A 23,356-nucleotide genomic window follows, 5' to 3' on the forward strand; every position below is an offset into this window, starting at 1 on the left:
GTAATTAAAGATGAAAAAAATATATATACTATTGATCATGGCCGGAATGGTAACCCTTGGAGGTTGCAAGAAGTTTCTGGACGTAAATGATAATCCAAATGCACCTCAGGTGGTGGAAGCAAATTTATACCTCGCTCCAATGCTGCATTGGATGGTCACTTCACCTACGTACGACGCCCGTTTTATCGGACGTTACACTCAAAACTGGACGATCACCACGACAGCTACGACCTGGGACAGGCAGGGTTATGACCCGGCTTCAGATAATGCGGCTCAGTTGTTCCGGGACGTCTATTGGAGTCTTGGGCAGAATCTTGTAAATATGAATTCCATCGCGGAAAAGGAACAGCGTTGGGATTTGCTTGGGGTGGGACAGATTTTGAAAGCCTGGGGCTGGTTGGCACTAACCGATGTCCATGGTGAAATTCCCATTAAACAGGCATTTGAGGGAAAAACCACGTTTGACTATGATACGCAGGAATTTGCCTATCAGGAATCCTTTCGTTTGCTTGACCTCGCCATTGCGAACCTGAAAAGGACGGATGGGGCCGTTGATAATAATTACCTGGCGAAAACAGACATTATTTATAAAGGAAAGACGAACATGTGGATCAAATTTGCCAATGGCTTAAAAGCGATGGCATTGAACCATTTCTCCAATAAAACCGGCTTGTATAAACCTGACGATGTGATCGCTGCAGTAGATGCTTCCATAGGGGCAAGTGATGCGGAGCAACCGTTGCTTGCTTATACCGGTACGGCCAATGATGACATTAATTTTTACGCGGGGGTTAGAGATAACCTGACCAATTACCGTCAGACTAAATTTATTCTTGGTCTAATGAATGGAACACAATACCCTGGTTTAGTAGATCCAAGAATGAGCAGGATGTTGTCTCCATCACCGGATGGCCAGTATAGAGGATTGGATATTGCACTTGGCTTCGGGGCCTTGACGACTGCTCAGCTGCCAAATAATTTTTGGGGATATCCAACGCTGGCGCTTTCTGTAAGAACGCCGGCAAGATATATTTTTTCTACCAAGTCCAAATTGCCACTGTTCACCTATTCTCAACTCCAGTTTGTAAAGGCGGAAGCAGCCTTTAAAAAAGGGGATAAGGTAACGGCTTTGGATGCCTATACCAAGGGAGTCTCTGCGCATTTCGATTTTGTAAATGCAAGAAATTCAGATGACGGACAGGTGCCTACCCAGATTTCTGCCACTGAAAAAGCCACTTATATGGCTTCTGCTTTGGTTATCCCGACATCACCAAATGATCTTACCCTGACCAATATTATGCTTCAAAAGTATATTGCGCAGTGGGGATATGGACATTTGGAGCAATGGATGGACTTACGGAGGTATCATTATAAGGATCTTGACGCTGCAACCGGGGCCCAGGTTTTTGCAGGGTTTACCCCTCCAACAAACTTATATGCAGATAATGCCGGTAAATTCGTTTACCGTATTCGTCCGCGATACAATTCTGAGTACATCTGGAACAGAGAGGCGCTGGACAAAATCGGCGGACTGACAACAGACTATCATACCAAAGAAATGTGGATTACTTTACCTTAATCATATGAAAAGAAAATTTTTATTATCAGCAGTACTTCTGCTGTCGACCATCATATATTCCTGCGACAAGACCGACATTCAGACGATTGACGGGCCTGCTACGGGCGCTTCGGTGAAGTTCTTTAATTTCGCGGTAAATGGTCCTGTGGTTAATTATTACGCGAATGATACTAAGGTGACTGCTGCCGTTTCTACAACAGGGGCAGAGAGTGGCACAACCGGATTGGCTTATGCAGCGGTTTATCCTGCTACGAATGCCTATGCGATATTGCCAGGCGGCACCTATGACCTGAAGGCTACACGTCCAACTAATGCGGCTGCAGATCCTAAACTTGTGATTAATAAACTCAGTACAACCCTGGTAGAGGGCAAGAACTATTCTGTGTACCTCTGTGGTTTCTATAATACGGTGGCAAAGACGAGTGACTCCTTTATACTGGAGGATGTACTTCCTGCGATAGATTCTTCGGCGGCCTATGTTAGGCTGGTTCATACTTCTCCAAATGCAAACCCTGTAGATCTGATCATTCAGAACAGGACCAGTAAAGCGGAGCTGACCATCGCGACTAATCTTCCTTATAAATCAGGGGGAGCTTTTGTGAAAATACCTCAGGGGGTTTACGATTTGTTCTTGCGTTATCCTAACAGCAATACCAATATATACACCAGAACGGAAGTTTCTTTTACGAAATCCAATACTTATACTTTGACCTTGCGGGGTGACATCACCGTAGGAGGAACCACGGCTGCGAACAGGACGTTTATAGACAATACGGCTAACCGATAGTTATTCCTTTAAAAATAGAAACGCCTCTGAACTCCAGGGGCGTTTTTATTTGCCGTCTTTATTTTAAAGCGCAAATCCTATTAGTTATTTTCCTATTTTTGCGTCAAAGTATATATTATGGCAAGTTTTACACTTACTCCTGAGACCTGGAAAAAGGTTAAAATCAAGTTTCTTAGAAAATACCGTGATTTGGCAAGCGTGGAAATTTCTTTTGTTCCCGGACAAGAGGACCAGTTGGTGGAGCAATTGATGAGTTTAGTAAAAAGAGACCGTAAGTACATTGAATTTACCATCGAGAAGGCTTTGGCTGATCCTGATGGCAACAGGCTATAAATCTTCAATAGCCTATTGAGTTACAAGGCTTTTTTGTAAATTTACCTTTCAACAGATGGGTAAAATGAAAAAATACAAACTTGCCGCAGCCTTCTCCCTTATTGCTTTCGCTTCTTTAAGCTGGTCTTTTAAGGAGGATTTGTTTCAGGTTTCCAAGAACCTGGATATCTTCGCTTCCCTTTATAAGGAGGTTAATATCAATTATGTCGAGGAAACCAATCCATCGGATTTGATGCGCAACAGCATTGATGCCATGTTGGGAGGCCTTGACCCTTACACAGAATATATTCCGGAGTCTGAGATTGAAGACTATAAACTAAAATATGTCAGTACTCAATACGGGGGGATAGGTGCGACTACGCTTTTTATTGAGGGTAAGTTGTTTGTGAATGAAGTTTCTGAAGGTTATCCGGCAGATAAGCAGGACCTGAAGCCAGGTGATCAGGTCTTGAAAATCAACAATGTGGAGGTGAAAGGGAAAGAGCGTGCACAGGTGAGCCAGTTGTTGAGAGGACCAAAAGGTTCTACAGCTGAGTTGTTATTGATCAGAAATGGTTCGGTGATTACCAAAAGCATCATCAGAGATGAAATTAAACAACCTAATGTCCCTTATTCCGGGATGACGGACGATCAGATCGGTTATATCCGTCTGGATAAATTTCTGGAAAATGCGGCCCAGGAAGTAAAAGAGGCAGCATTGACTTTAAACAAACAGCAGCCGAAAGGTTTAATCATTGACTTAAGGTATAATGGTGGTGGGATTTTGCAGGAGGCGGTAAAGATTGTGAATCTCTTTGTGAATAAGGATGTTTTGGTGGTGACTCAGAAAGGAAGGAATCCACAGAAGACCATTACCTATAAAACTCAGGCCGAACCTATTCTTCCTCAGATCCCACTGGTGATCCTGGTTGGCGGTTCTTCGGCCTCTGCTTCAGAAATTGTTGCCGGTGCTTTACAGGATCTCGACAGGGCGATTATTGTAGGTCAGCGCAGTTATGGAAAAGGCCTGGTACAGCAAACTTTTAACCTGCCTTATAACAGCCTGGTTAAGGTGACCGTGGCTAAATACTTTACTCCTTCAGGAAGATGCATCCAGGCGCTTGATTATGCCCATAAAGACGCGAATGGCAAGACCCCTAAGGTGGCGGATTCGGTCATGACGAGATTCAGTACGAAGGTGGGCAGAAATGTATATGATGGAAATGGCGTGTTTCCTGATGTTGTCGTGGAAGCATCGAAGTTTAGTCCGATTACGATCTCCTTGTTGAATAAGAGCTTATTTTTTGACTATGCGAACAGCTATAAAAAGAACAATAAGACCATTGCTCCCGCTGCCAGTTTTCAACTGACGGATCAGGATTACGCTGCTTTTGTAAGTTCACTGGAAGGGAAAGACTATTCTTATACTTCCCGTGCGGAGCGTTTGTTGTCAGATTTGCGTACGGAAGCGGAAAAGGAAAACAAACTTCCTGCGGTAAAGGCCGATCTGGAGGACCTTAAAGCGAAGATGCTGGGTGCGAAGAAAACGGACCTGATTACTTTTAAATCAGAGATCAAAAAAGTGCTGGAAACACAAATTGTGAGTCGTTATTATTATGAGAAAGGGAAAGTGATCCAGGCATTTCAATACGATAAGGAATTGACTGCGGCTAAGGCGGTCTTAAATAGCAACACTAAAATGCTGGCGATCTTGAAAGGGGAGGGCGAATATAAAACTATAGGCAGCCCAATCAAGACAATTGCGGCTGTACCTATAGAAAATTAGTGATTAGTTTGTGCCATGAAGTTTAACCACAAGGCCATCCATTTCGTGGTTTAGCTGTAGCTGGCAGGCCAGTCTGGAATTTGGAAGCAAATCTGGCAGGGTATCGAGCATGGCATATTCGTCATCGCTCATTTCTTTTAATTTGTCTTCGCCTTCCAGGACATCTACGCAGCAGGTGGCACAAAGTGCCATTCCGCCACAGGTGGCAAGGATGTCATATTCACATGCTTTTAAATATTCCATTAAGCTGAGGCCCATATCTACAGGGGCTTCCAATGTCGTTCTGCTACCGTCCGGATTTTCTACGTGCAGGGTAATGTTATTTTCTTCCATGCTTAAAATTCTGATACGCCGTTAACGGTAGTATATTTCATGGTATATTTAATTCCCGGGTTCATGTACTGATAGGCACTATGGCTCATCAAGGCTGCTTCATGGAAACCGCAAAGGATTAGTTTTAATTTATTTGTGTAGGTATTGATATCACCAATAGCGTAGATACCCGGAATATTCGTTGAATAATCATCAGTATTTACTTCAATTGCGCTTTTGTTGATGTTTAGGTTCCATTGTTCGATCGGGCCTAGTTTAGGGCTTAAACCAAATAGAGGAATTAAATGGTCTGCAGCAATATTGCTTTTCTCCAGGCTGCGGTTGTGCACCAATTCTACATTTTCCAGTTTTCCGTTTCCGGTTACGGAGCTCAGGTTGCTGTTTAATACCAGATTGATTTTTCCGCTTTCTGCCAGGGCCATTACTTTATTTACAGAGTCCGGGGCACCACGGAAGCTTTCGCTGCGGTGAACCAATGTCAATTCGTCCACAATATCAGCCAGGAAGATGGTCCAGTCTAAGGCAGAGTCACCACCACCTGCAATCACCATTTTCTGTCCGCGGTATTGTTCCGGATCAAGGATCATATAGTTGACCCCTCTTCCGTTTTCAAATTGTTCTAATCCTGCTACTGCTGGTTTACGAGGTTCGAAACATCCCAATCCACCGGCAATAACCACCACTTTTGATTCTATGATGGTACCCATATTGGTCGTCAATACAAAATCGCCTTCTCCACGTTTCTCTAAACCTTCGATTCTTTCTCCTAAAGTGAAGCCTGGGTGGAAAGGTTTTCCCTGTTCCATCAGGTTGTCTATAAGTTCCTGGGCCAATACTGTTGGGTATCCGGGAATGTCATAAATAGGTTTCTTAGGATATATTTCAGACAATTGACCACCTACCTGAGGTAAGTAATCGATCAGATGACAACGCATTTTAAGGAGTCCAGCTTCAAAAATTGCAAATAAACCAACGGGTCCGGCGCCAATAATGGCTATATCAGTAGAAATCATGTGTTTAAATTTTTGGCGAATTTACGAACTTTTGTTTTAATAACAGCGGTAGTTTAGATATATTCTAGATAATTGATAGAACTTCTGACAAAACTCGGATAATTTTTTTACTTATCTTTGTTCATACTGATGACAAAAAACATATATTTTGCTTCTGATTTCCACCTGGGCTCTCCGAGTCATTCCGAAAGCAGGAAGCGCGAAGATCGGATCATTCGCTGGTTAAATGCTATTGAAGGTAATTGCAGTGAGCTTTTTTTGATGGGTGATATTTTTGATTTCTGGTTTGAATACCGTGAGGTCGTTCCTAAAGGCTTTGTTCGTTTGCAAGGGAAGTTGGCGATGATGAGCGATGCGGGAATAAAAATTTATTTTTTCAAAGGGAACCACGATATGTGGGTAAATGACTATTTCACAAAAGAGATGGGCATTGAGATCATTAGTGATGAATTGGTGATGGAAAGAGGAGGGAAGCGTTTTTATCTCCATCATGGAGATGGGCTTGGTCCGGGGGATCAAAAATATAAAGTGTTGCGGAAGATTTTCCGGAATCCGGTATGTCAGTGGTTGTTTTCTATCGTTCCACCAAGAATTGGATTGGGAATTGCGAACTGGTGGTCTGGCAGCAGCAGGCTGGCGAATAGTACTGAAGAGGTTTTTAATGGTGTAGAAAATGAATGGCTGGCTGTTTATGCGAAGGAACAATTGCAAAAGGCGCATTTTGATTATTTTATTTTTGGGCATCGTCACCTGCCTCTGGATATTCAGCTGACCGATAAAAGCAGGTATATAAACATTGGGGAATGGATTAATTTTAATTCTTATGCGGTATTTGACGGCAAAGATTTAACACTGAACTATTTCGAAAAGTAATGAACGGGGTAAAAGAATCCGGCAACGAATAAATTTTTAGTATCATTAACTGAAAAAGCCGTATTTTTGCTGCCCAAATAAATCAATTGCCAGGATAGATCTCCGCAGGACGGATTTTAATTGAAAAGGCAACAAGTTTTAATTTTCTGAAAAAAGAATATGTTAGAGAAATTAGAAGCAATTAAGCTGCGCTGGGAAGATGTAGAAGAGCAGTTGAGTAATCCTGATACGATGCAGGATATGAAGCGTTTTGCGGCTTTAAATAAGGAGTACAAAGATTTAGGCAAGATTGTAGATGAGTATAAGATCTACAAGAATGTAATGAGCAATATCGATGCAAACAAGGAGATCCTGACTACAGAGAAGGATGCTGAGATGCGCGAGATGGCCAAGGAAGAACTTGATCTGCTGTTAAAGCAACAGGAAGAACTGGAAGAAAAAGTACGTTTGATGCTGATTCCGGTAGATCCTGAGGATGCTAAAAATGCAGTATTTGAGATCAGAGGTGGTACCGGTGGTGATGAGGCGGCTTTATTTGCCGGCGATTTATACCGTATGTACAGCCGTTTCTTTGAACAAAAAGGCTGGAAGGTAGAAACTGTTGATGTGACTGAAGGTACTGCTGGTGGTTACAAAGAGGTGATCCTGAAAGTAAGTGGAGAAGATGTTTACGGACAATTGAAATATGAGTCAGGTGTTCACCGCGTACAACGTGTACCGGATACAGAAACTCAGGGACGTGTACATACGTCGGCAGCTTCTGTAGCGGTATTGCCGGAAGCAGAAGAGATTGACCTTTATGTGAACCCGGCAGATATTGATTTGCAGACTTCCCGTTCGGGTGGTGCTGGTGGTCAGAATGTGAACAAGGTGGAGACAAAAGTACAGTTGACACACAGACCTTCGGGGATTGTGGTAGTATGTCAGCAGGAGCGTTCTCAGCTAGGAAACAGGGTGATTGCCATGGAGATGCTACGTAGTAAATTATATGATATCGAATTGCAGAAGAAAAATGGAGACATTGCGGCAAGACGTAAGACTATGGTTTCTACCGGTGACCGCTCCGCAAAGATCAGAACTTACAACTATCCACAAGGTAGGGTAACGGATCACCGTATCGGATTGACACTTTATAACCTAAGTGGCGTGATGGATGGCGGTGTTCAGGAGCTGATTGATGCGTTACAGTTTGCTGAAAACGCAGAGAAAATGAAAGAAGGTTCTGTAGCATAAGGACTTACGATTATTTTAAAAAATAGTTTGTGAATATAAATAAAGGCTCTATATTTGCAATCCCGAAAGGGAACAACGGACCGGTAGTTCAGCTGGTTAGAATGCCGCCCTGTCACGGCGGAGGTCGCGGGTTCGAGTCCCGTCCGGTCCGCAAAAGCACTCAGAAGAGTGCTTTTATTTTTAATAAGTAGAGGCCCTACTATAAAAGCCACCCGAGAGGGAAACACGGACCGGTAGTTCAGCTGGTTAGAATGCCGCCCTGTCACGGCGGAGGTCGCGGGTTCGAGTCCCGTCCGGTCCGCAAATTTTTCAAAATATTAGAAAGCCTGTTATCATACGATAGCAGGCTTTTTTGCTTTGCCGACCTGCCAAAATATTCAAATTTTCCTACATTATATGTGAGCCTTTTTTGAGTTAAAATCCCAACCTACATGCGGATGCCGTTGATGAGTTGCCAGATTTATTATATACGTGGACGTAAAGTGATGCTAGAGGAAGATTTGGCTGAATTGTATCAAGTGTAACCACAGGTAATTTAAATAAAGCTGTTACAAGGAATATTAAGTGTTTCCCTGATGATTTCATATTTCGCTACCTGGATGAACTGCTGGAAAAACAAGAACAAGAATTGGTTTTAAACCGGATAGCCTTGGATAATTTATTAGCGGGCACAATATTTATGCTTCTTTATCGTCTTATTGTTTGAGAGCGTTAATTTAGATAAAGCGGGAATGGTCGGAGATCATTTCCGCTTTCTTAATTCATCACCTAAAAGTTTACTTTTGAATCCCGGATTCTAATTCTGAGATATATTTCCGTTGTGTTACCAGCAACTCTTCTTTATGATCAATGACTTGTTTCTGTAATTCAATCTTATTTTCAAGACTGGAAGCCGTTAAAACCTCCGGAAATTGATGCTCACACTTCCAAAAAAATTCAGAAGGTAAAAGACTTGTTCCAACTCAACAAAGATAGTTTTAGGGATAGGAAAATATCTCGCAAACTATAAAACTATAGACTGTACCCATACCCTCTGGCTATCGTTGTAAACCATGCATACAGCGCAATCATTGCGATTATGAATATGGCAACAAAAATATATAACCATTTTTTATCCCTTGGGGACACCGGATTTAAATCATCTGGCCGGATTACTGCATAATATAAGCCAAATATCAGCAACATAGGCCCAAGCATCATTGCTTTCATGGAGTAAGAAACAGATGCTGAATGTTCGGCCATTTGTTGTATTTTTTGGTAAATGAAAAAATAGCTGCAGACGAAGCCGCCTGCGATGAATAGGAGGCCCAATGCTATAGGCGATATTTTTTTCTTTGGCGTTCTTGAAGCGTGATTTACGAACTCATACTCTTCATTTTGATTTTTTTCAGGTATCTGCATGTATTGCGTTTGTTTAGTTAGTTTTTTATCAAGGTATGGCCAGCTCTTTCAATCCCTTTAAAGAAAATGTGGATCGTCTCTTCTCCCATGATTAGAAAATCCTGATTTTTTTTAAAAACAGAATGGTTTAGCGGTATTTTTTTGCCTTCAAAGGCATTGGCTTCGCTGGTATTGAGCTGGTCCCAGCTACCATATGTGGGTAGCCCCTTCTTTAGCTTTTCTACGAACAGCGTGTCGCCGGAGGTATTCATATAGCGAAAATACGTGTAGTTATAGGAAGGCGATGGTTCGTTTACTAATACTGCGACCCGGTATAGATCACCTGCTTTGGGGGCAACTATATATTCAGATAACAGGGCTTTGTTTTCAATCTGATTCCGTTTATTCCTTTGAGCAAGCATATAAACCGTGCCGGCGATAATACCTATAAAAGCGGCCAATAAGAGCGGGTTGATGAAGAGCCCACGCCATAGGTTTAGTGGCGTTTTTGTTTCTTTCTTTAGTTGATAATAACGTTCTTCCAGCTCGTCCGTCCATTTAACATTGGGGATTTTCTGCTGGCAGTTGCCACAGTAGGCTATTCCAAATTTACCTTCTGGCCACATGGGCATTATAAACCAGGCATATTTTTGAAATATGGCCAATTCAACTCCAGCCCTTGATCCGCATAAAGGGCAGTTGAGGTCAGTACAGGGCGTTACTTTAGGTGTTAGTGTTCTGATCTGATAAATGAAAAACATTTGCTGGTTGAGGGGTTAAAAAGGAGAATATACGGTGGTTAATCAAGATGTTAATGTCAATAATTATTCCAATTTAGGTGAATGATTGACTATTGGGATATAAATCAGTAAGATAAAATTTTTTCTGATAAATTAACCGAAAAAGATGCAAGTAAATCCTTTTTAAAAGGACCAGGATTTTAAGTACCCCATGTGTTATATTTTTAGCTGGCTATTGGAGATTAGGATAAAAATCACTGCAACTTCCAATTTTTTCGATCCCACATTTTTCATAAAATTCTGTAATAAGGTCTTAAGATCCACTGAATTAACGTCTGAAAACAGGTGTTTTTTTAACAATCATTCCCCCAGGCATCAATTTTAACATCTATAGCTGTTTTTTGGAGTTGCAAGGTTTCGATAAAGATTGTCAACGTAATTTGCAAATATCCTTAATGTCTATGTAATTGGTGGATAAAAATGCTTTTGTTGCAATTCTAAGGGGTTTTTGCTTTTGATAATTTTATTAAAAAAATCTTTGATGAATATTTATTACTGGATATGCAAACGTTTGTGTTGATATAACATGATAATTTAATATGGCAATCCAACAGGAAAATAATCTAAGTCTCAGCTGTTTCCTCATTAAGGAAAAGTAATTGTTTACCCGGGTGGATTGGTTAATTTTCAGTTTTGTAACTGTCTGTATATTAAATTATTGTGTTTATTTTTTCGCTTTTATTTATTCAGTAGGAAGCACATGTAGCAGTATAACAGAAATAGGGCCGATTGGTTCTTCTAAAGCATTCATCTTGTTTTAAGTTCCGGGGAATTCCGGGTTTAAATGAATCTTTATCCGAAGGTGCATAATATTTCTTTAAGTGAAAAAATAGATTCGTTTTTTGCTGTAATTCATAAGCCAGAAGGTAATTTTTAGGTTATCAAACGTTTGCGCTATAAATTGAAATAAAGAGATGAATGAAATGACCTAAATTAGATTTCAGTAAATAGAAACAATCTTACTTGTTGACCGACCATCAGAGTAATTAATTCTGCAACAATGAGATAACCGACCAAATAAAAACCAGGGGAGCAATCTCTTTTTAAACCAATACCGACCCAACAACCTAAACCACCAGACCATGACCAAAATCTCTACTTTTTTTCAACATCCAGATCTCAATCGTTTTATAAAGCATTAGGATCACTTCTAATCTATAGAACCATTAGGTTATTCAATTAATCCTTTTTGATACTATACCGATAACTGCATTCTCTGTGGTTCGGTATTTATCTGCCTGTTTTTTAATTAAATAATCCAATCGCAACTACAGGTAGTTGTCGTCATGGGATAGTTATGCCCCATCCTCAAGAGGACAGCTCCTTTCTAATTTATTGAGCAATAGAAAATTAACCGTCTAATAATTAATTAATACGAATGAAAATGGTCCGAATTATTGCGAGTATGATTTCTGCCGTCCTGCTTTCTGTGCTTTGTTTGTCAAAGACGGAGGCAAAAACGCGTTATACTGCTCCACTGAATTACAACAGTATTCTTTTAAGACAAGATACTGACGACACTTCCAAAAAAAAACTGGATACAATTATTCTGGCAGACCGGCGGAGCCAGGTAAAGGGAATAATGGATTCTCTGAACGCAAAACACGCTGCATTAAATCCACATCTTTCTGTTCAGCAAATGCTGAAAGGTAAGATTGCGGGGTTGTATGTGCAGGAAGCAAGCGGCGAACCGGGCTCAGAACAGAGCATGATTATCCGTGGACTTTCAGCGCCTGTTTTTAGTAAAAATGACATTTACAGGCTTCAACCAATGGTTTACCTGAATGGAATTCCAATGATTCAGGAAAACGCTTATGTTTTTGATATTCAAAAATATGATTACAATAGAATCGGCCCTGCAACGAACTTACTAAGTTCAATCGACATTAGTAACATTAACTCGATAGAAGTGATTAAGGATCCGGCAGCTTTGGCTAAACTCGGGCCTAATGCTGCTAACGGGGCCATTTGGATTACGACTAAAGCGGCAAAATCCGGCTATAGAGATTTAAGCGTGAATACCTACTTCGGTATGGTACAGGCAAGTAATATCAAAACCGTAAATGCCCAATACGAGAACATCTTTCGTAAACCATTTTATCAAAAATATGCTTCACAGTCTGATTACTTAAATTATGTTGGTTATTTAAGAGATTCTACAAACCTCGATTATTACGGGCCTGCAAAATGGAGTGATTTGTATGCTAAGAACCATGCTATATATTCAGCTGATTTAGGATTGACCGGGGGCTCGGAAAGGGCTAATTTCAGGTTTTTTGGATCAGCAACTCAAAATGCAGGAAATTCGGATGATACAAAGTTAAACCGGTATGCCGCCTCCTTCCAAATCAATATGGCTCCATTTAGCTGGGTAACGGTATCCAGCATGGTGAATGCAAGCCGGTTGGATCGCGACAGAAACCGTAACCTGAGAGATCGTTTTGCAGAAACCAGATATATTCCTGATTTATACAATCCGATTTCACCGTCAAAAACTACCTATCAATCATTGCTTAATGAATATGACAAAACAATTGACGACAACCGGACAACATTGGTTCAGGGCTATCTGTCATTGAAATTCGATCTTAAGCCAGTAAACTTTATTTCGACATTTAATTTTGATTATAACGAGGGGGTGAGGGATGTTTTCTATCCAACAACATTGATGGCAGGGAACAATTACGTATCCAATTACTTCGGATACAACCAGCGGTTTATGATCAACAATGCTGTAAATTATACCAAACACTTTAATAGGGATCATCAGATTTATTTTGAAGCCGGTCAGTCTATTCAAGACGATCTGCACAAGTACGGGTATGCCAATGCTTATAACGGGCCAAACGACTTTATCAAGATTAACGTTGTTGAAGGAGATAAAAAGAAGGACAGTTACCTTAAGCCTGTTGGCTATTTGGTATATAGATATAACGACAAAATTCACAACAGGTTATTTTCAGTATACGGTTCTGCAAAATATTCCTACAAAGATTTATTTACGTTTTCTGCGTTGGTTCGCGATGATGGTTCTTCTTCTTCGCAACCAGGAAGCCGCTGGTTTATCGCACCAGCTGCCAGTGCCAGCTGGAGTTTAAAGAATCAATTTTTAAAAGCAAACAATTGGATTGATAAACTGAATGTGGATGCTTCCTGGTCTAGAATCGGAAAGCTTTTTAGCGATGACAGATTTGCCGCTGGTCCTCAATACCGCAGTAATTCTGGCTGGGCGCTGGAACCAACCATCCCGGGTTACAACGGAATTGCAACAATATCCAGACCTTATTCTTCGGGTTGGGTTGGGTATGATATCAAAACGCCATATACCGATCAGCTTAATATAGGTTTCGATGGTTCGTTCTTTAAAAACCGTTTGGGTGCATCTGTCACCTATTACCTTAAGGATGACAAGAGAATGTTGTTAAACAGTCCGATTTCGGCAGAAACTGGATTCGCCAGTCAGTTTAGCAGTGGACTTGCCGTTAGAAATACCGGAATAGATTTAGGTATTCAGGGGCATATTCTTACTGGAAGGAATTTAGGCTGGACCTCAGGGCTTGGCTTTAATTTCAATAAGAACAAGCTGCAGTCTCTTCCGAATGGACTTAATGAACTGATCATCGGAGATCGGAAATTGAAAGTTGGTGAAGCAATTGACCGCTTCTGGATTTATGAGAACCAGGGAATTTATACTGCTGATGCCGAAGTTCCGGTTAATCCGGCTACTAATCAGCGCCTGAGTTTTGAGGGTACGACACTTAAAGCCGGCGATCCAAGATGGAAGGATACCAATGGAGATTTTACCATTAACAGCGATGATAAAGTATTAAAAGGGAACTCGATGCCTAAGCTAACCGGTAGCTGGTCGAATGAATTCCGCTATGGTAATTTCAAATTGAATGTTGATGTTATTTATGCTGTTGGGCAGAAAGCCCTAAATCAATCTGCTGCTTTTCAGTATGATTTCATTAATAGGGAAGCGGCAAATGACATTAATTCAGTCAGGGAAGTTTTCTCCTGGCAAGTCAATGTTGATGCGTCAAAATATCCGACATACAATCCCTGGAGTAGCGTTGTGCCTTACCGTTTAGAACAGGACCTGTTTTTAGAGAATGCATCATATGCGAAATTGAGAACAGTGTCTTTAGGCTATGATTTATCCAAAACAGCTTTGTTTAAAAATAAAACCACAATAAAAAGGGCTTACCTATATGTAACGGGAAACAACCTATTGACAGTTACTTCGTTTTCCGGCAGCGATCCAGAGCTGATAGAATATAATGGGCTATACACCGGATACGGACTGTCTATTCCAAAAACATATACACTGGGAATTAAAGTTGATTTATAAAGGTATAAGGTTATAAAATTATTAGTATATGAGATCTATTTTTAAAATAAATATCCGGTTTAATAAAGGCTTACTGATCTTGCTAATTGCAATTTCGGGCCTTAATTTTTCCTGCAAGAAGATGCTTGATATTGAATCAAGCCGGCTTTCTAATGAAGACACCCATTGGAGTTCGCTTCAGGATACCAGATCAGGATTGATGGCCAGCTATTCCTTGATGAGGAGTGCGATGGCTGAGAACAATGCGCATTGGTTATGGGGCGAATTGAGAAATGGAGATTTTACTGCCTCCAGCAGATCCGATCTTAAAGTAATCATTAATCAAAACCTGAAAGCGTCTTTCCCCCTGGTACAAAAGCTGACTTCATGGAGGGCATTTTATGCGGTGATTAACAGCGCAAGTCTGTTCATCGAAAGAGCCGCGGAAGTACGGGCAACAGATATCCGTTATACCGAACCTAATTATAAGGCTGACCTGGCCCAGGCAAGGGCTTTGAGGGCATTTGCCTATTTCTATATGGTGCGCATCTGGGGTGATGTTCCTCTAATTACAGCTTCACATGATGGAACTTTTGAAGAAAAGCCTAAAACGGATCAGTCGAAAGTTTTAGCCTATGCAGAAACCGAGTTGATCACTGCAGCCAAAGACCTGCCTTATGTTTATGGCGCAGAGGGAGATGAGCTTCTGCCTGGTTCCTATTATGGTTATGGCGTGGACCGCTGGAGAGGTGCTTTGTTTACCAAAATATCTGCTTATGCAGTTCTGGCACATATCGCTGCCTGGCAGTCACATTATCTTGATGTTTCTGTTTACACAGACTTCATTATGACCAATTATGCAAAGGCAAACATCGCTTACTCTACCACCTCACAATTAACAGCTTCTGATGGCATTTTTAATGGACAGTCTTATAGTCAGGTGATCTCCTTTGGTTTCAATGACGTTTATGGAGAGTCTACCGCAAATGGACATATCGAACAATTGGTCCTTGCATCTCCACTCATTTCAAAGCAGACGCCTGATCTTTATATATCGAAAGATTCAATCGCATCTGTATTTACGGACCTCAATGATCAGCGTTTTGGGTTAGACACGATTTCAGGTCTTCCAAGAACAAACTACTTTGTGAATTTCACCGGAGAGATCCCGGTCTTTAGCAAAATTAAAGTTTTAAGAGGTGGTTCCACAAATGGAAATTTTGCCATTTACAGTTCAAACATCCTTTTTACCCGTTTAGAGGAATTGGTTTTACTTAGAGCAGAAGCACTGGCGGTACTTGGCCAGCGTCAGGACGCGATCACTTTGCTAAACACCATTAAGAAAAACCGGGGTGTAAAAACGATCAATGACGGAGCGGGTAAGGACCTGATCAGCGAAATCTTTGCGGAGCGCAGGCGGGAGTTGATGGGAGAGGGATGGCGCTGGTACGATCTGATCAGATACCATAAAATACAAAACAACAACCCTGCATTTATGAACCTGATCCAGCAAAAAGGGATCTACTGGCCAATTGCAAAAGAGGTGCTGAATGCAAACAATAAGTTGGAACAAAATAACTATTGGAGATGAAAATAACTAAAGAAGAATTAGCACCAAATACAAATCCCATGATATCAATGAGAAATAAAAAAACACTTGGTTTTTCTATGCTGATGGCTATGTTGCTCTGTGTCATGTTGTTTTCCTGCAAAAAAAATGATTCCGAATATTACAATTATGAAAATGACCTGAAGGAATTTGATGGAAATGCATTTGAATACTTAAAGGCACAGCAATCGGGGGTATATGATTCCCTGTTGCTTGTACTTGACCGCTTACCCTCATTGCAGGATTCTCTGAAAAATCAAAAGGTCACTTTTTTTGCGGTCACCAACAGAAGTTTTCAGACTTCTGTAGAGAGTTTAAATGCCGTTCGTAAAAGAGTCAATAAAGCGCCCTTGTACCTCGCCAATATGGATGTAAAACAATTGGATACGATGGTGAGCAAGTACATTATCCGTGGAGAGTTCAACAGCTCATATTTCCAGGATTATGCAGATGGACTGATTGTAAAAAGCATTGCCCACAATTACAACATGCACGTGCTCTACAAAAAAGCAGATGCATCGGGTTTTAAAGGCGGCGGCCCTGCAGTGATCACATTTACCGATCCTAAGAACTCCATTTTCGTGAGGTATTGGGAGAGTACGCCCACCAATTCAGTAAACATTAAGACAAAGAATGCCATCATAAATGTATTGTCTCCAGGACATGATTTTGGTTTTGGCGAGTTTGTAACCCGTGTTAATAATTAAGATGATGAGCATAATGACTACAAAATATCCTTTACTATCATCAGGCACTTTCTTTATAGGGCTGATGTTATTTATACTAACCTCAGGTTGCAAGAAAGGCTTGCCTGAGGACCGGGAGTCTATAGGTTTGGATACCCGTTTTACACAAACCGTTTATAGTCCGGTATTGGGTCGAAATACCCTTTTTTCTGATAATCTTTTTGTTGGAGCTTCTTCACAGCCACTCAATTTTAAGATCATCAATATGAGGACCAGAGACGGATCACCTGCTCCGGAACTCACTAATAACACTCCTGTTCAGGTATGGAGCCTGCCTTATCTGGGTACGGAAAAATCTATTGAAGAAATAGAAACAAAGCGGAAAATGGAAAACCGTCCTCTCTTTGAAATCAGAGCGCATTCCGGTCAGTTTTTGATGTGGTCTGCAGCAACATCGACCCTGCTTAAAACCCAACCAGATTCGGGATATGTTTTTGATGTTGAGATGTCTAACTCCGGCGGACGCAGATATTTCAGGGACCTTAAACTAATGCCGCTAAAAGAACGTCCTTTTGAGCCATCCGTTTTAGATCCCATCACAGGCCTCTCCAGGTTTATTGGCTTAATTCCAAGCAGCCTTATGAATATACGTGGAGCGAAGACCAATCAACGACTTTTTTATGATGATGTTACCGTCTTGTTTAATAAAGTAAGTGGGGCAGGCAATTCTTTGAAGTTCCGGTTTGTCGATTCCCTGTTTAAAACGATAGATCCAAATAGCTTCAACCTCACTAAATGGGACCAGCTTGTGCACGGCTTCAACATGGTTAAAACCAACGAATCTGTAAAGTATGATGTGGCTTACCCAATTCCACTTATCGCCTTTCAGACTCCATATACCAATCCGGCGGGTAATAGGGCGCGTACGCTTTTCAAGTATGAAAGACAGGGGTTTGGAAACATACGCGAGGAGGCTTTTTTAAGTCTTGATTTTTCAATCTATGAAAAGGGCAATTGGGAGATCATCATTTGGTTTACCGGAGAGAGTCCAAAATTTACTAATGATTAATAACATGGAGTTTCTAATTTATATAAGACTTAATATGAGATATACAGTCGTAATATTTTCTTTGTTCCTGTTGCTTGGCTTCAGCGGCCGCTTAACAGCACAGCAAACGAATATTGTAGTTAAAGGAACTGTGATTGATAGGGCAGATAAAAGACCTATCCCGGGAGTGGTCATCACTTCAGGCAAATCCCAGACCCCTCTTGGTCAAACTGATGGTAATGGAAGATATAGCTTAAGCGTAAACCCCGGTACTGAGCTTACCTTCCGATACCTGAGCTATAAAACAGTGTTCAGAAAAGTGTCGGGCAGTGCGACGATAGACATCAGCATGGAGGAATCTGTAAATGCGCTTAAAGAACAGGTGATCATCGGATATGCTAAAAAAACCAAAGAGATTTCAACAGGCTCAAGTGTGATTATTACTGCTAAAGACATACAGGACGTACCCGTTGCCAACGTAATGGAGCTGTTGCAGGGTAAAGTTGCAGGTTTAAATATTCAGAACAACAATGGTGCGCCCGGAATGAGAGGGTCAATGACCATCAGGGGGATTTCCAACCTGAATGTTTCCGGATCAGGAGATAACGCCTTCCTAACACCTACCTCTCCGTTATTTGTAGTCGATGGTATTCCTATTGATGACAATACTGATTATTCTTACGGGTTTGAGTCTGCCGGTCCTGGAATTAGTCCGATCTCCTTAATTCCGGTGGAGGATATCGAGCGAATAGAAGTATTAAAAGATGCGCAGGCAACTTCGCTATATGGCTCCAGGGGTGCTTATGGTGTCGTTTTGCTGACTACAAAAAGAGGGAACTCAAAGGTTCCTATTGTTCAATTCACTTCAAACTTTACAGTTGATACTCCACCAGCGCTAAAATCAGTGATTGGAGGAAGGGGAGAGCGTTTGATGCGTATTGATCAGATCTTAAAAAATGACACCAATTTTTATCACGGGTTGAATTCCATCAATAAAAATCCTTTCCTGGCGGATAGCTTAAATGCTTTTTATAACAATTCTACAAACTGGCAAAAGTTGTTTTACAGGACTACCTTTAATCAAACACATAACTTGTCTATCTCCGGTGGGGATCAGCAGTTTAACTATAAGGTGAACGGAGGCTATTTCGATAAAAAAGGGATCGTCGAAAACACGGCTTTTACCCGCTACAACCTCAATATGAATGCCCAATACCAGCCAAATGAGAAGTTTAAGTTATTGGCTTCTTTAAATAACGTGATGGCCAACAGCAGTTCGGGAGGTGGAAGCAGTTTAAGTCAGACTGGTTTGTCAGAATCGGGTTCCTCATCTTCCTTGTTGCCGGCACCTTCGTTGTTTACCGCTTCAAGTGGGTTATTAAATACATTGAATACCGACGACGATAATAAGACGATCAACGTATCCACCAATATTGATGTGGAATATGAAGTCGTAAAGGGATTAAGGGCATCAAGCTCATTTAGTTTCAATTACATTACACAGGCAAAAGACCGGTTTACTCCGGGCGCTCTGAGTGCTGGTGTCGATTCTGTTTACAATTATTTTGATCGTAAAAATACTTTGTATAACAGAACGAGGCTTTCTTATGTAAAGCAGGTTGCGGAAAAACACAACTTTAATGCAGCCGTATTCTCAGAACTGAATTCTACAAATTTCAGGGCTGATGTTTCTCAGCAGGTGAGTACACCTAATGATCAGGTAAAAGGACCTTTGGGTTCAGATTGGTTTAATTCCAAAGGTGGGACGTTAAACAACCTCAGCAATTTTAGATCTGCCTCTCTTGCCGGTTCATTCTCGTACAATTACGATCAGAAATATGTGCTGGACCTGACTTACCGGGTCGATGGTTCTTCTACAAACGGACCGGACGCGGGGTATTCAAAAAGCCCTTCAGTTGCCGCCAGATGGAACTTTTATAAGGAGAATTGGCTCCGCTCCACAGAAAGCTGGTTAGATTATGGATCATTTCGCGCCAGTTATGGAAAGAACATCGTCCCTACAGGGAATATTTATGATGTTTATGGAAAATACGTAGCCGGAGGTAATTACAATCAGCTGCCTACGGTAAACCTTGATCTGGGGGTAATTCCGAACACGGCATTAACGCCTACCACGACCACACAATACAATGCTGCTTTTGAAGCCGGTTTCCTGAACAATAAATTCGGATTTGTTTTTGAAGCTTACTACAAGCAGGTAGACAATATGCTCCGGACGAAAAAGATCTCCAATATCAATGCATTCGGAGAAGTGAAAACCAACGAAATGAGTATGGTAAATTATGGTTATGAGCTCACGTTGAACGCCCGTCCCCTATCTGCAAACAGCAAATTAAAATGGACCCTAAGTTTAAATGCTGCACTTAACAAAGATGTCTTGGTGCACTTGCCTGATAATGTAAGTCAGCTTTTAATAAAAGATGCGTCCACCGGACAGAACATTCTTTACCGTCTGGGAAAAAATAGTTTAACCAATGTATTGTTAAATACAAGAGGGGTTTATACGACAGATTTGAGTGTTCCTGTTGATCCCTTAACTGGCTTAAGATATCGTGCGGGATCAGTAATTGACCGGCGTACCTACTTCAGAGGGGGTGACCCAATGTGGACTGACCTTAACGGGGATTACATTCTTGACGATAATGATTTGGTGGGAGCAGGAAATTCTCAGCCACTGATTACAGGCGGTTTTACTTCTTTCATGCAGTACAAAGGTTTTTCATTAAGTCTTACCGGATCTTTTACCTTAATAAGAGATGTCTTAAACAATGCACTTACTTCACGTTTTCAAAGTTTCGAAAATCCACTTGCTTTAAATTCTTTAGTGCCCCTGGAACAGTATGATTATTGGAAGAATTCAGGAGATAAGGCGACTTATCCAAATCCTTATGATTATACCCGTTATTCCGTATACAGTCCATTCCGGTATGATCAGACCTTGTTTCAGGAAGATGGTTCTTATATAAAACTTCAGCAGGCCACGCTTTCTTATAATATCGATAAGAAGTATGCCAAAAGGTTTGGAGCCAGTTCCATCCGTGTTTACGGTACAGCATATAACATCTATACTTTTTCTAACTACTCAGGTCCGAGTCCTGAAACGGTTACTGATCTGGGTAGGGATTCTTCAAAGGGATATCCGAATCCCCGTACGTATACTTTTGGTCTTAATGTTCAATTCTAATCTTAAAATGGGTTTTATGAAACGTATCCTATTTGCAGTCGTTATTTTAACTACCGGGGCCATCACCTTTTCCGGTTGTAAAAAATACTTAAATGTAACTCCCATCGATAATTTATCGGGGAACAATTACTGGCAAAACCAGAAAGATGTAGAGGCCTTTACTACCGGGATCTATAATCAATTTAGAGAGAATACCCTGTCTTCTCCTTATTTCGCTACAACCGGCGACCTTCGTTGCAGTCCTGCAATTGCAACTCCAGGGCTGGGCCGTACTTATATTACAGAGATTGCGACCAATTCTCTTTCCATCCTGATCAATAGCACCGGTTATTATCAGGAGATTTTTAACTACAAAAGTTTAACCCAATGGAACAATTGGTACAAGATGGTTCAGGCGGCCAATATCTTATACGTGCAAGCGGATAAAGTAGAAGCACTTAGCGCAGAACAGCGGAAAAAATACCGTGCCGAAGCTGTATTTCTGCGTAACCTGGCCTATTTCTTTATGGTTCGTCAATTCGGAGATGTCCCTTATTATACTAAAGCTTACAATCAGGCTGCTTTACCAAGAATGAAAATGGTGGAAGTGCTGAACAATTGTATTGCCGATATGAAAGCGGTAAAGAACGATTTACCCTGGACCTATGAGGATCCTTCAATTGTTGGGATCAGGGCCATGCGTGGAAGTGCCATCGCCTTAATGATGCACATGAATATGTGGGCTGCGGGATTTACTGAAGGGGATAAAACGAGCTATTATACTGCCGTTGATGAATTGGGGCAGGAAATCATGAGTACCAACAGTTACGAGCTGCTTCCCATTACCCGAACTAAGGAGATCTTTAAAGGGCGTACTAAAGAAAGCCTTTTCGAAGTGTTGCGGAGCCTGAATTATGGCGAATATTCGACAGGAAATTACCTCTATAATACTTTTACCGATATGGTATTACACTACCCTCATAAGCCGGTAAAGTCAATCACCAAAAGTTACATTTATTATAATCCCAAGTTCATGGCGAAACTATATCCCTCAGGGACACCAGATAAACGCAGTGAATATTGGTTTGATCCGGCAACTATTTACGCCACAGACGGAAGCTGGGAGCTGCTGAAGTTCGTGAACATATTTGCTGCTGAGGGAGAAGATGTGCTTCCTGATGATGACCTGATCGTATTCCGGTTGCCGGATGCCATTTTGCTGAGGGCAGAAGCACAGGCTGAGCTGGGGAATGAAGATGGTGCTAAAGCGTCATTGAACTTAATCCGCGCCAGGGCTGTAGCTACTCCGGTTACCGAGAGTGGTAAGGAACTGAAAGATGCCATATTTTATGAACGTTGTCGCGAACTCATGGGTGAGGGTCATTACTATTATGACCTGGTGCGCACCAAAAAGGTGCTGGATAAGGAATATTGCTTTTCCCCGATACCGGTAGAAGCTTTTAAAGCTGGCGCCTGGGCATGGCCGATAGATAAAAGCGCATTGATAGACAATCCTTATATGGTGCTGAACAACTATTGGAAATAATACTAGAAGGAAACCTGCATCAGCTTATGCAAGCTCATAACCGTTAAAAACCACGAAGTGTTCTTGAGTACCATTAAAACAAGGAATACTTCGAAAAAACAAATGATGAAAAACGATATGTTAAAGATAATTAAAACAAGCGCGGCTATACTAGGTGTGATGTGCTGTATGCTAATGTCCTGTTCGAAGGATGGCTATTTTGTGGATACCGGCGTTCATAACGCTAAATACAATGGTACCATCCTGCAATACCTTAAAGCTAAACCGGTACTTTTTGATAGTCTGGTGATGGCCATCGATGCTGCCGGAATGAACGAAGTATTTGAAAAGGAGAACATCACATTTTTTGCTCCTGCCAATTCCTGCATACATAAAGCCGTGAAATGGTTAAATGAGGATTTAAGAAGTGAGGGCAGAGATACCGTCTCTAAATTAACACAGATTAAACCAGAAGTATGGAAGGCAGTTTTTTCGAAGTACATCTTCAAAGGATCGTATGTCTTGAAAGATATTCCCCAGATTGATACGTTGGATTTGGCTGCTTTTGGAGGACAAGGCTATGGCTCTTACGGTGGTCGTTCCATGAATATCGGGGTATTTTACAATGATGCGAATGGAATAAAGTATGTAGGCTACCGTCAGTTGGTGCTGTCTTTTATTCCGGATTTTTCTAATCCCAAAACGGGGTTAATCCATACCCCAATTGCTACATCAGATATCCAGCCGACAAATGGGGTGATACACGTACTTCGTTATCAGGGGCATTCTCTTGACTTCGAGAGCAGACGGTTTATCACCTCTGCTAAGTCGGCCGGTATTTCGAAAGCAAATGAATAGGGCAGTCCATATCAGTTAAA

17 protein-coding genes and 2 tRNA genes are annotated in these 23,356 nt (G+C 41.3%); 15 read left to right on the forward strand and 4 right to left on the reverse strand.

Annotation, left to right across the window (positions count from 1 at the left end):
• Positions 1-10 precede the first annotated feature (10 nt).
• From AAFF35_RS30270 to AAFF35_RS30285, 4 genes are all read left to right on the forward strand, one after another.
• Positions 11-1,579: a SusD/RagB family nutrient-binding outer membrane lipoprotein gene (locus tag AAFF35_RS30270; RefSeq protein WP_342330167.1), complete on the forward strand. Its 1,569-nt coding sequence runs from the start codon at positions 11-13 to the stop codon at positions 1,577-1,579.
• A gap of 4 nt (positions 1,580-1,583) precedes the next feature.
• Entirely contained in the window at positions 1,584-2,366 is a 783-nt protein-coding gene (locus tag AAFF35_RS30275) for a DUF4397 domain-containing protein (RefSeq protein WP_342330168.1), read from the forward strand.
• Positions 2,367-2,483: 117 nt separating this feature from the next.
• On the forward strand, positions 2,484-2,699 hold the full coding sequence (locus AAFF35_RS30280) for a hypothetical protein (RefSeq protein WP_342330169.1): 216 nt from the start codon (positions 2,484-2,486) through the stop codon (positions 2,697-2,699).
• A 64-nt stretch (positions 2,700-2,763) separates the two neighbouring features.
• On the forward strand, positions 2,764-4,464 hold the full coding sequence (locus AAFF35_RS30285; RefSeq protein ID WP_342330170.1) for a S41 family peptidase: 1,701 nt from the start codon (positions 2,764-2,766) through the stop codon (positions 4,462-4,464).
• Positions 4,465-4,467: 3 nt separating this feature from the next.
• Here the strand turns inward: AAFF35_RS30285 and AAFF35_RS30290 are convergent, their stop codons facing one another.
• Complete coding sequence (locus AAFF35_RS30290) at positions 4,468-4,797, reverse strand: 2Fe-2S iron-sulfur cluster-binding protein (RefSeq protein ID WP_342330171.1); 330 nt, start codon at positions 4,795-4,797, stop codon at positions 4,468-4,470.
• Between the two features lie 2 nt (positions 4,798-4,799).
• On the reverse strand, positions 4,800-5,810 hold the full coding sequence (locus AAFF35_RS30295; RefSeq protein ID WP_074613014.1) for an NAD(P)/FAD-dependent oxidoreductase: 1,011 nt from the start codon (positions 5,808-5,810) through the stop codon (positions 4,800-4,802).
• A gap of 129 nt (positions 5,811-5,939) precedes the next feature.
• Here AAFF35_RS30295 and AAFF35_RS30300 point away from each other — a divergent pair, with 129 nt between their 5' ends.
• The 4 genes from AAFF35_RS30300 to AAFF35_RS30315 all read left to right on the forward strand — a co-directional run bounded on the left by AAFF35_RS30300 (position 5,940) and on the right by AAFF35_RS30315 (position 8,217).
• Positions 5,940-6,683, forward strand: coding sequence for a UDP-2,3-diacylglucosamine diphosphatase (locus AAFF35_RS30300; RefSeq protein WP_342330172.1), 744 nt, complete (start codon positions 5,940-5,942; stop codon positions 6,681-6,683).
• A gap of 159 nt (positions 6,684-6,842) precedes the next feature.
• On the forward strand, positions 6,843-7,916 hold the full coding sequence (gene prfA / locus AAFF35_RS30305; protein ID WP_073238553.1) for a peptide chain release factor 1: 1,074 nt from the start codon (positions 6,843-6,845) through the stop codon (positions 7,914-7,916).
• Between the two features lie 77 nt (positions 7,917-7,993).
• Positions 7,994-8,067 (forward strand) — tRNA-Asp (locus AAFF35_RS30310).
• Between the two features lie 76 nt (positions 8,068-8,143).
• Positions 8,144-8,217 (forward strand) — tRNA-Asp (locus AAFF35_RS30315).
• A gap of 710 nt (positions 8,218-8,927) precedes the next feature.
• Here the strand turns inward: AAFF35_RS30315 and AAFF35_RS30320 are convergent.
• Entirely contained in the window at positions 8,928-9,317 is a 390-nt protein-coding gene (locus tag AAFF35_RS30320) for a hypothetical protein (RefSeq protein ID WP_342330173.1), read from the reverse strand.
• A 17-nt stretch (positions 9,318-9,334) separates the two neighbouring features.
• Positions 9,335-10,057 (reverse strand): hypothetical protein, encoded by a 723-nt coding sequence (locus AAFF35_RS30325; RefSeq protein ID WP_342330174.1) that lies wholly within the window; start codon positions 10,055-10,057, stop codon positions 9,335-9,337.
• Positions 10,058-11,480: 1,423 nt separating this feature from the next.
• Here AAFF35_RS30325 and AAFF35_RS30330 point away from each other — a divergent pair.
• From AAFF35_RS30330 to AAFF35_RS30360, 7 genes are all read left to right on the forward strand, one after another.
• Positions 11,481-14,447: a SusC/RagA family TonB-linked outer membrane protein gene (locus AAFF35_RS30330; RefSeq protein ID WP_342330175.1), complete on the forward strand. Its 2,967-nt coding sequence runs from the start codon at positions 11,481-11,483 to the stop codon at positions 14,445-14,447.
• A gap of 28 nt (positions 14,448-14,475) precedes the next feature.
• The gene (locus tag AAFF35_RS30335) at positions 14,476-16,017 is read left to right on the forward strand and encodes a RagB/SusD family nutrient uptake outer membrane protein (RefSeq protein ID WP_342330176.1); all 1,542 of its coding nucleotides are present in this window, start codon (positions 14,476-14,478) and stop codon (positions 16,015-16,017) included.
• 47 nt (positions 16,018-16,064) lie between these two features.
• On the forward strand, positions 16,065-16,742 hold the full coding sequence (locus tag AAFF35_RS30340) for a hypothetical protein (RefSeq protein ID WP_342330177.1): 678 nt from the start codon (positions 16,065-16,067) through the stop codon (positions 16,740-16,742).
• A 13-nt stretch (positions 16,743-16,755) separates the two neighbouring features.
• Entirely contained in the window at positions 16,756-17,790 is a 1,035-nt protein-coding gene (locus tag AAFF35_RS30345; RefSeq protein WP_342330179.1) for a DUF5007 domain-containing protein, read from the forward strand.
• A gap of 34 nt (positions 17,791-17,824) precedes the next feature.
• The gene (locus AAFF35_RS30350) at positions 17,825-20,974 is read left to right on the forward strand and encodes a SusC/RagA family TonB-linked outer membrane protein (RefSeq protein WP_342330181.1); all 3,150 of its coding nucleotides are present in this window, start codon (positions 17,825-17,827) and stop codon (positions 20,972-20,974) included.
• 16 nt (positions 20,975-20,990) lie between these two features.
• Complete coding sequence (locus AAFF35_RS30355) at positions 20,991-22,499, forward strand: RagB/SusD family nutrient uptake outer membrane protein (protein ID WP_342330182.1); 1,509 nt, start codon at positions 20,991-20,993, stop codon at positions 22,497-22,499.
• Between the two features lie 117 nt (positions 22,500-22,616).
• Entirely contained in the window at positions 22,617-23,336 is a 720-nt protein-coding gene (locus AAFF35_RS30360) for a fasciclin domain-containing protein (RefSeq protein WP_342330183.1), read from the forward strand.
• Positions 23,337-23,356 lie beyond the last annotated feature (20 nt).

The organism is Pedobacter sp. FW305-3-2-15-E-R2A2 (assembly GCF_038446955.1).
In the GTDB taxonomy this organism is placed as follows: Bacteria; Bacteroidota; Bacteroidia; order Sphingobacteriales; family Sphingobacteriaceae; genus Pedobacter.

Excerpts from the sequence above, each read along its gene's own strand:
- AAFF35_RS30285 (WP_342330170.1), top strand. The coding sequence starts at position 2,764 with ATGAAAAAATACAAACTTGCCGCAGCCTTCTCCCTTATTGCTTTCGCT.
- AAFF35_RS30345 (WP_342330179.1), top strand. The coding sequence starts at position 16,756 with ATGACTACAAAATATCCTTTACTATCATCAGGCACTTTCTTTATAGGG.
- AAFF35_RS30280 (WP_342330169.1), top strand. The coding sequence starts at position 2,484 with ATGGCAAGTTTTACACTTACTCCTGAGACCTGGAAAAAGGTTAAAATC.
- AAFF35_RS30330 (WP_342330175.1), top strand. The coding sequence starts at position 11,481 with ATGGTCCGAATTATTGCGAGTATGATTTCTGCCGTCCTGCTTTCTGTG.
- AAFF35_RS30320 (WP_342330173.1), bottom strand. The coding sequence starts at position 9,317 with ATGCAGATACCTGAAAAAAATCAAAATGAAGAGTATGAGTTCGTAAAT.
- AAFF35_RS30355 (WP_342330182.1), top strand. The coding sequence starts at position 20,991 with ATGAAACGTATCCTATTTGCAGTCGTTATTTTAACTACCGGGGCCATC.
- AAFF35_RS30295 (WP_074613014.1), bottom strand. The coding sequence starts at position 5,810 with ATGATTTCTACTGATATAGCCATTATTGGCGCCGGACCCGTTGGTTTA.
- AAFF35_RS30290 (WP_342330171.1), bottom strand. The coding sequence starts at position 4,797 with ATGGAAGAAAATAACATTACCCTGCACGTAGAAAATCCGGACGGTAGC.
- AAFF35_RS30270 (WP_342330167.1), top strand. The coding sequence starts at position 11 with ATGAAAAAAATATATATACTATTGATCATGGCCGGAATGGTAACCCTT.
- prfA (WP_073238553.1), top strand. The coding sequence starts at position 6,843 with ATGTTAGAGAAATTAGAAGCAATTAAGCTGCGCTGGGAAGATGTAGAA.
- AAFF35_RS30340 (WP_342330177.1), top strand. The coding sequence starts at position 16,065 with ATGAGAAATAAAAAAACACTTGGTTTTTCTATGCTGATGGCTATGTTG.
- AAFF35_RS30275 (WP_342330168.1), top strand. The coding sequence starts at position 1,584 with ATGAAAAGAAAATTTTTATTATCAGCAGTACTTCTGCTGTCGACCATC.
- AAFF35_RS30360 (WP_342330183.1), top strand. The coding sequence starts at position 22,617 with ATGTTAAAGATAATTAAAACAAGCGCGGCTATACTAGGTGTGATGTGC.
- AAFF35_RS30300 (WP_342330172.1), top strand. The coding sequence starts at position 5,940 with ATGACAAAAAACATATATTTTGCTTCTGATTTCCACCTGGGCTCTCCG.
- AAFF35_RS30335 (WP_342330176.1), top strand. The coding sequence starts at position 14,476 with ATGAGATCTATTTTTAAAATAAATATCCGGTTTAATAAAGGCTTACTG.
- AAFF35_RS30325 (WP_342330174.1), bottom strand. The coding sequence starts at position 10,057 with ATGTTTTTCATTTATCAGATCAGAACACTAACACCTAAAGTAACGCCC.
- AAFF35_RS30350 (WP_342330181.1), top strand. The coding sequence starts at position 17,825 with ATGAGATATACAGTCGTAATATTTTCTTTGTTCCTGTTGCTTGGCTTC.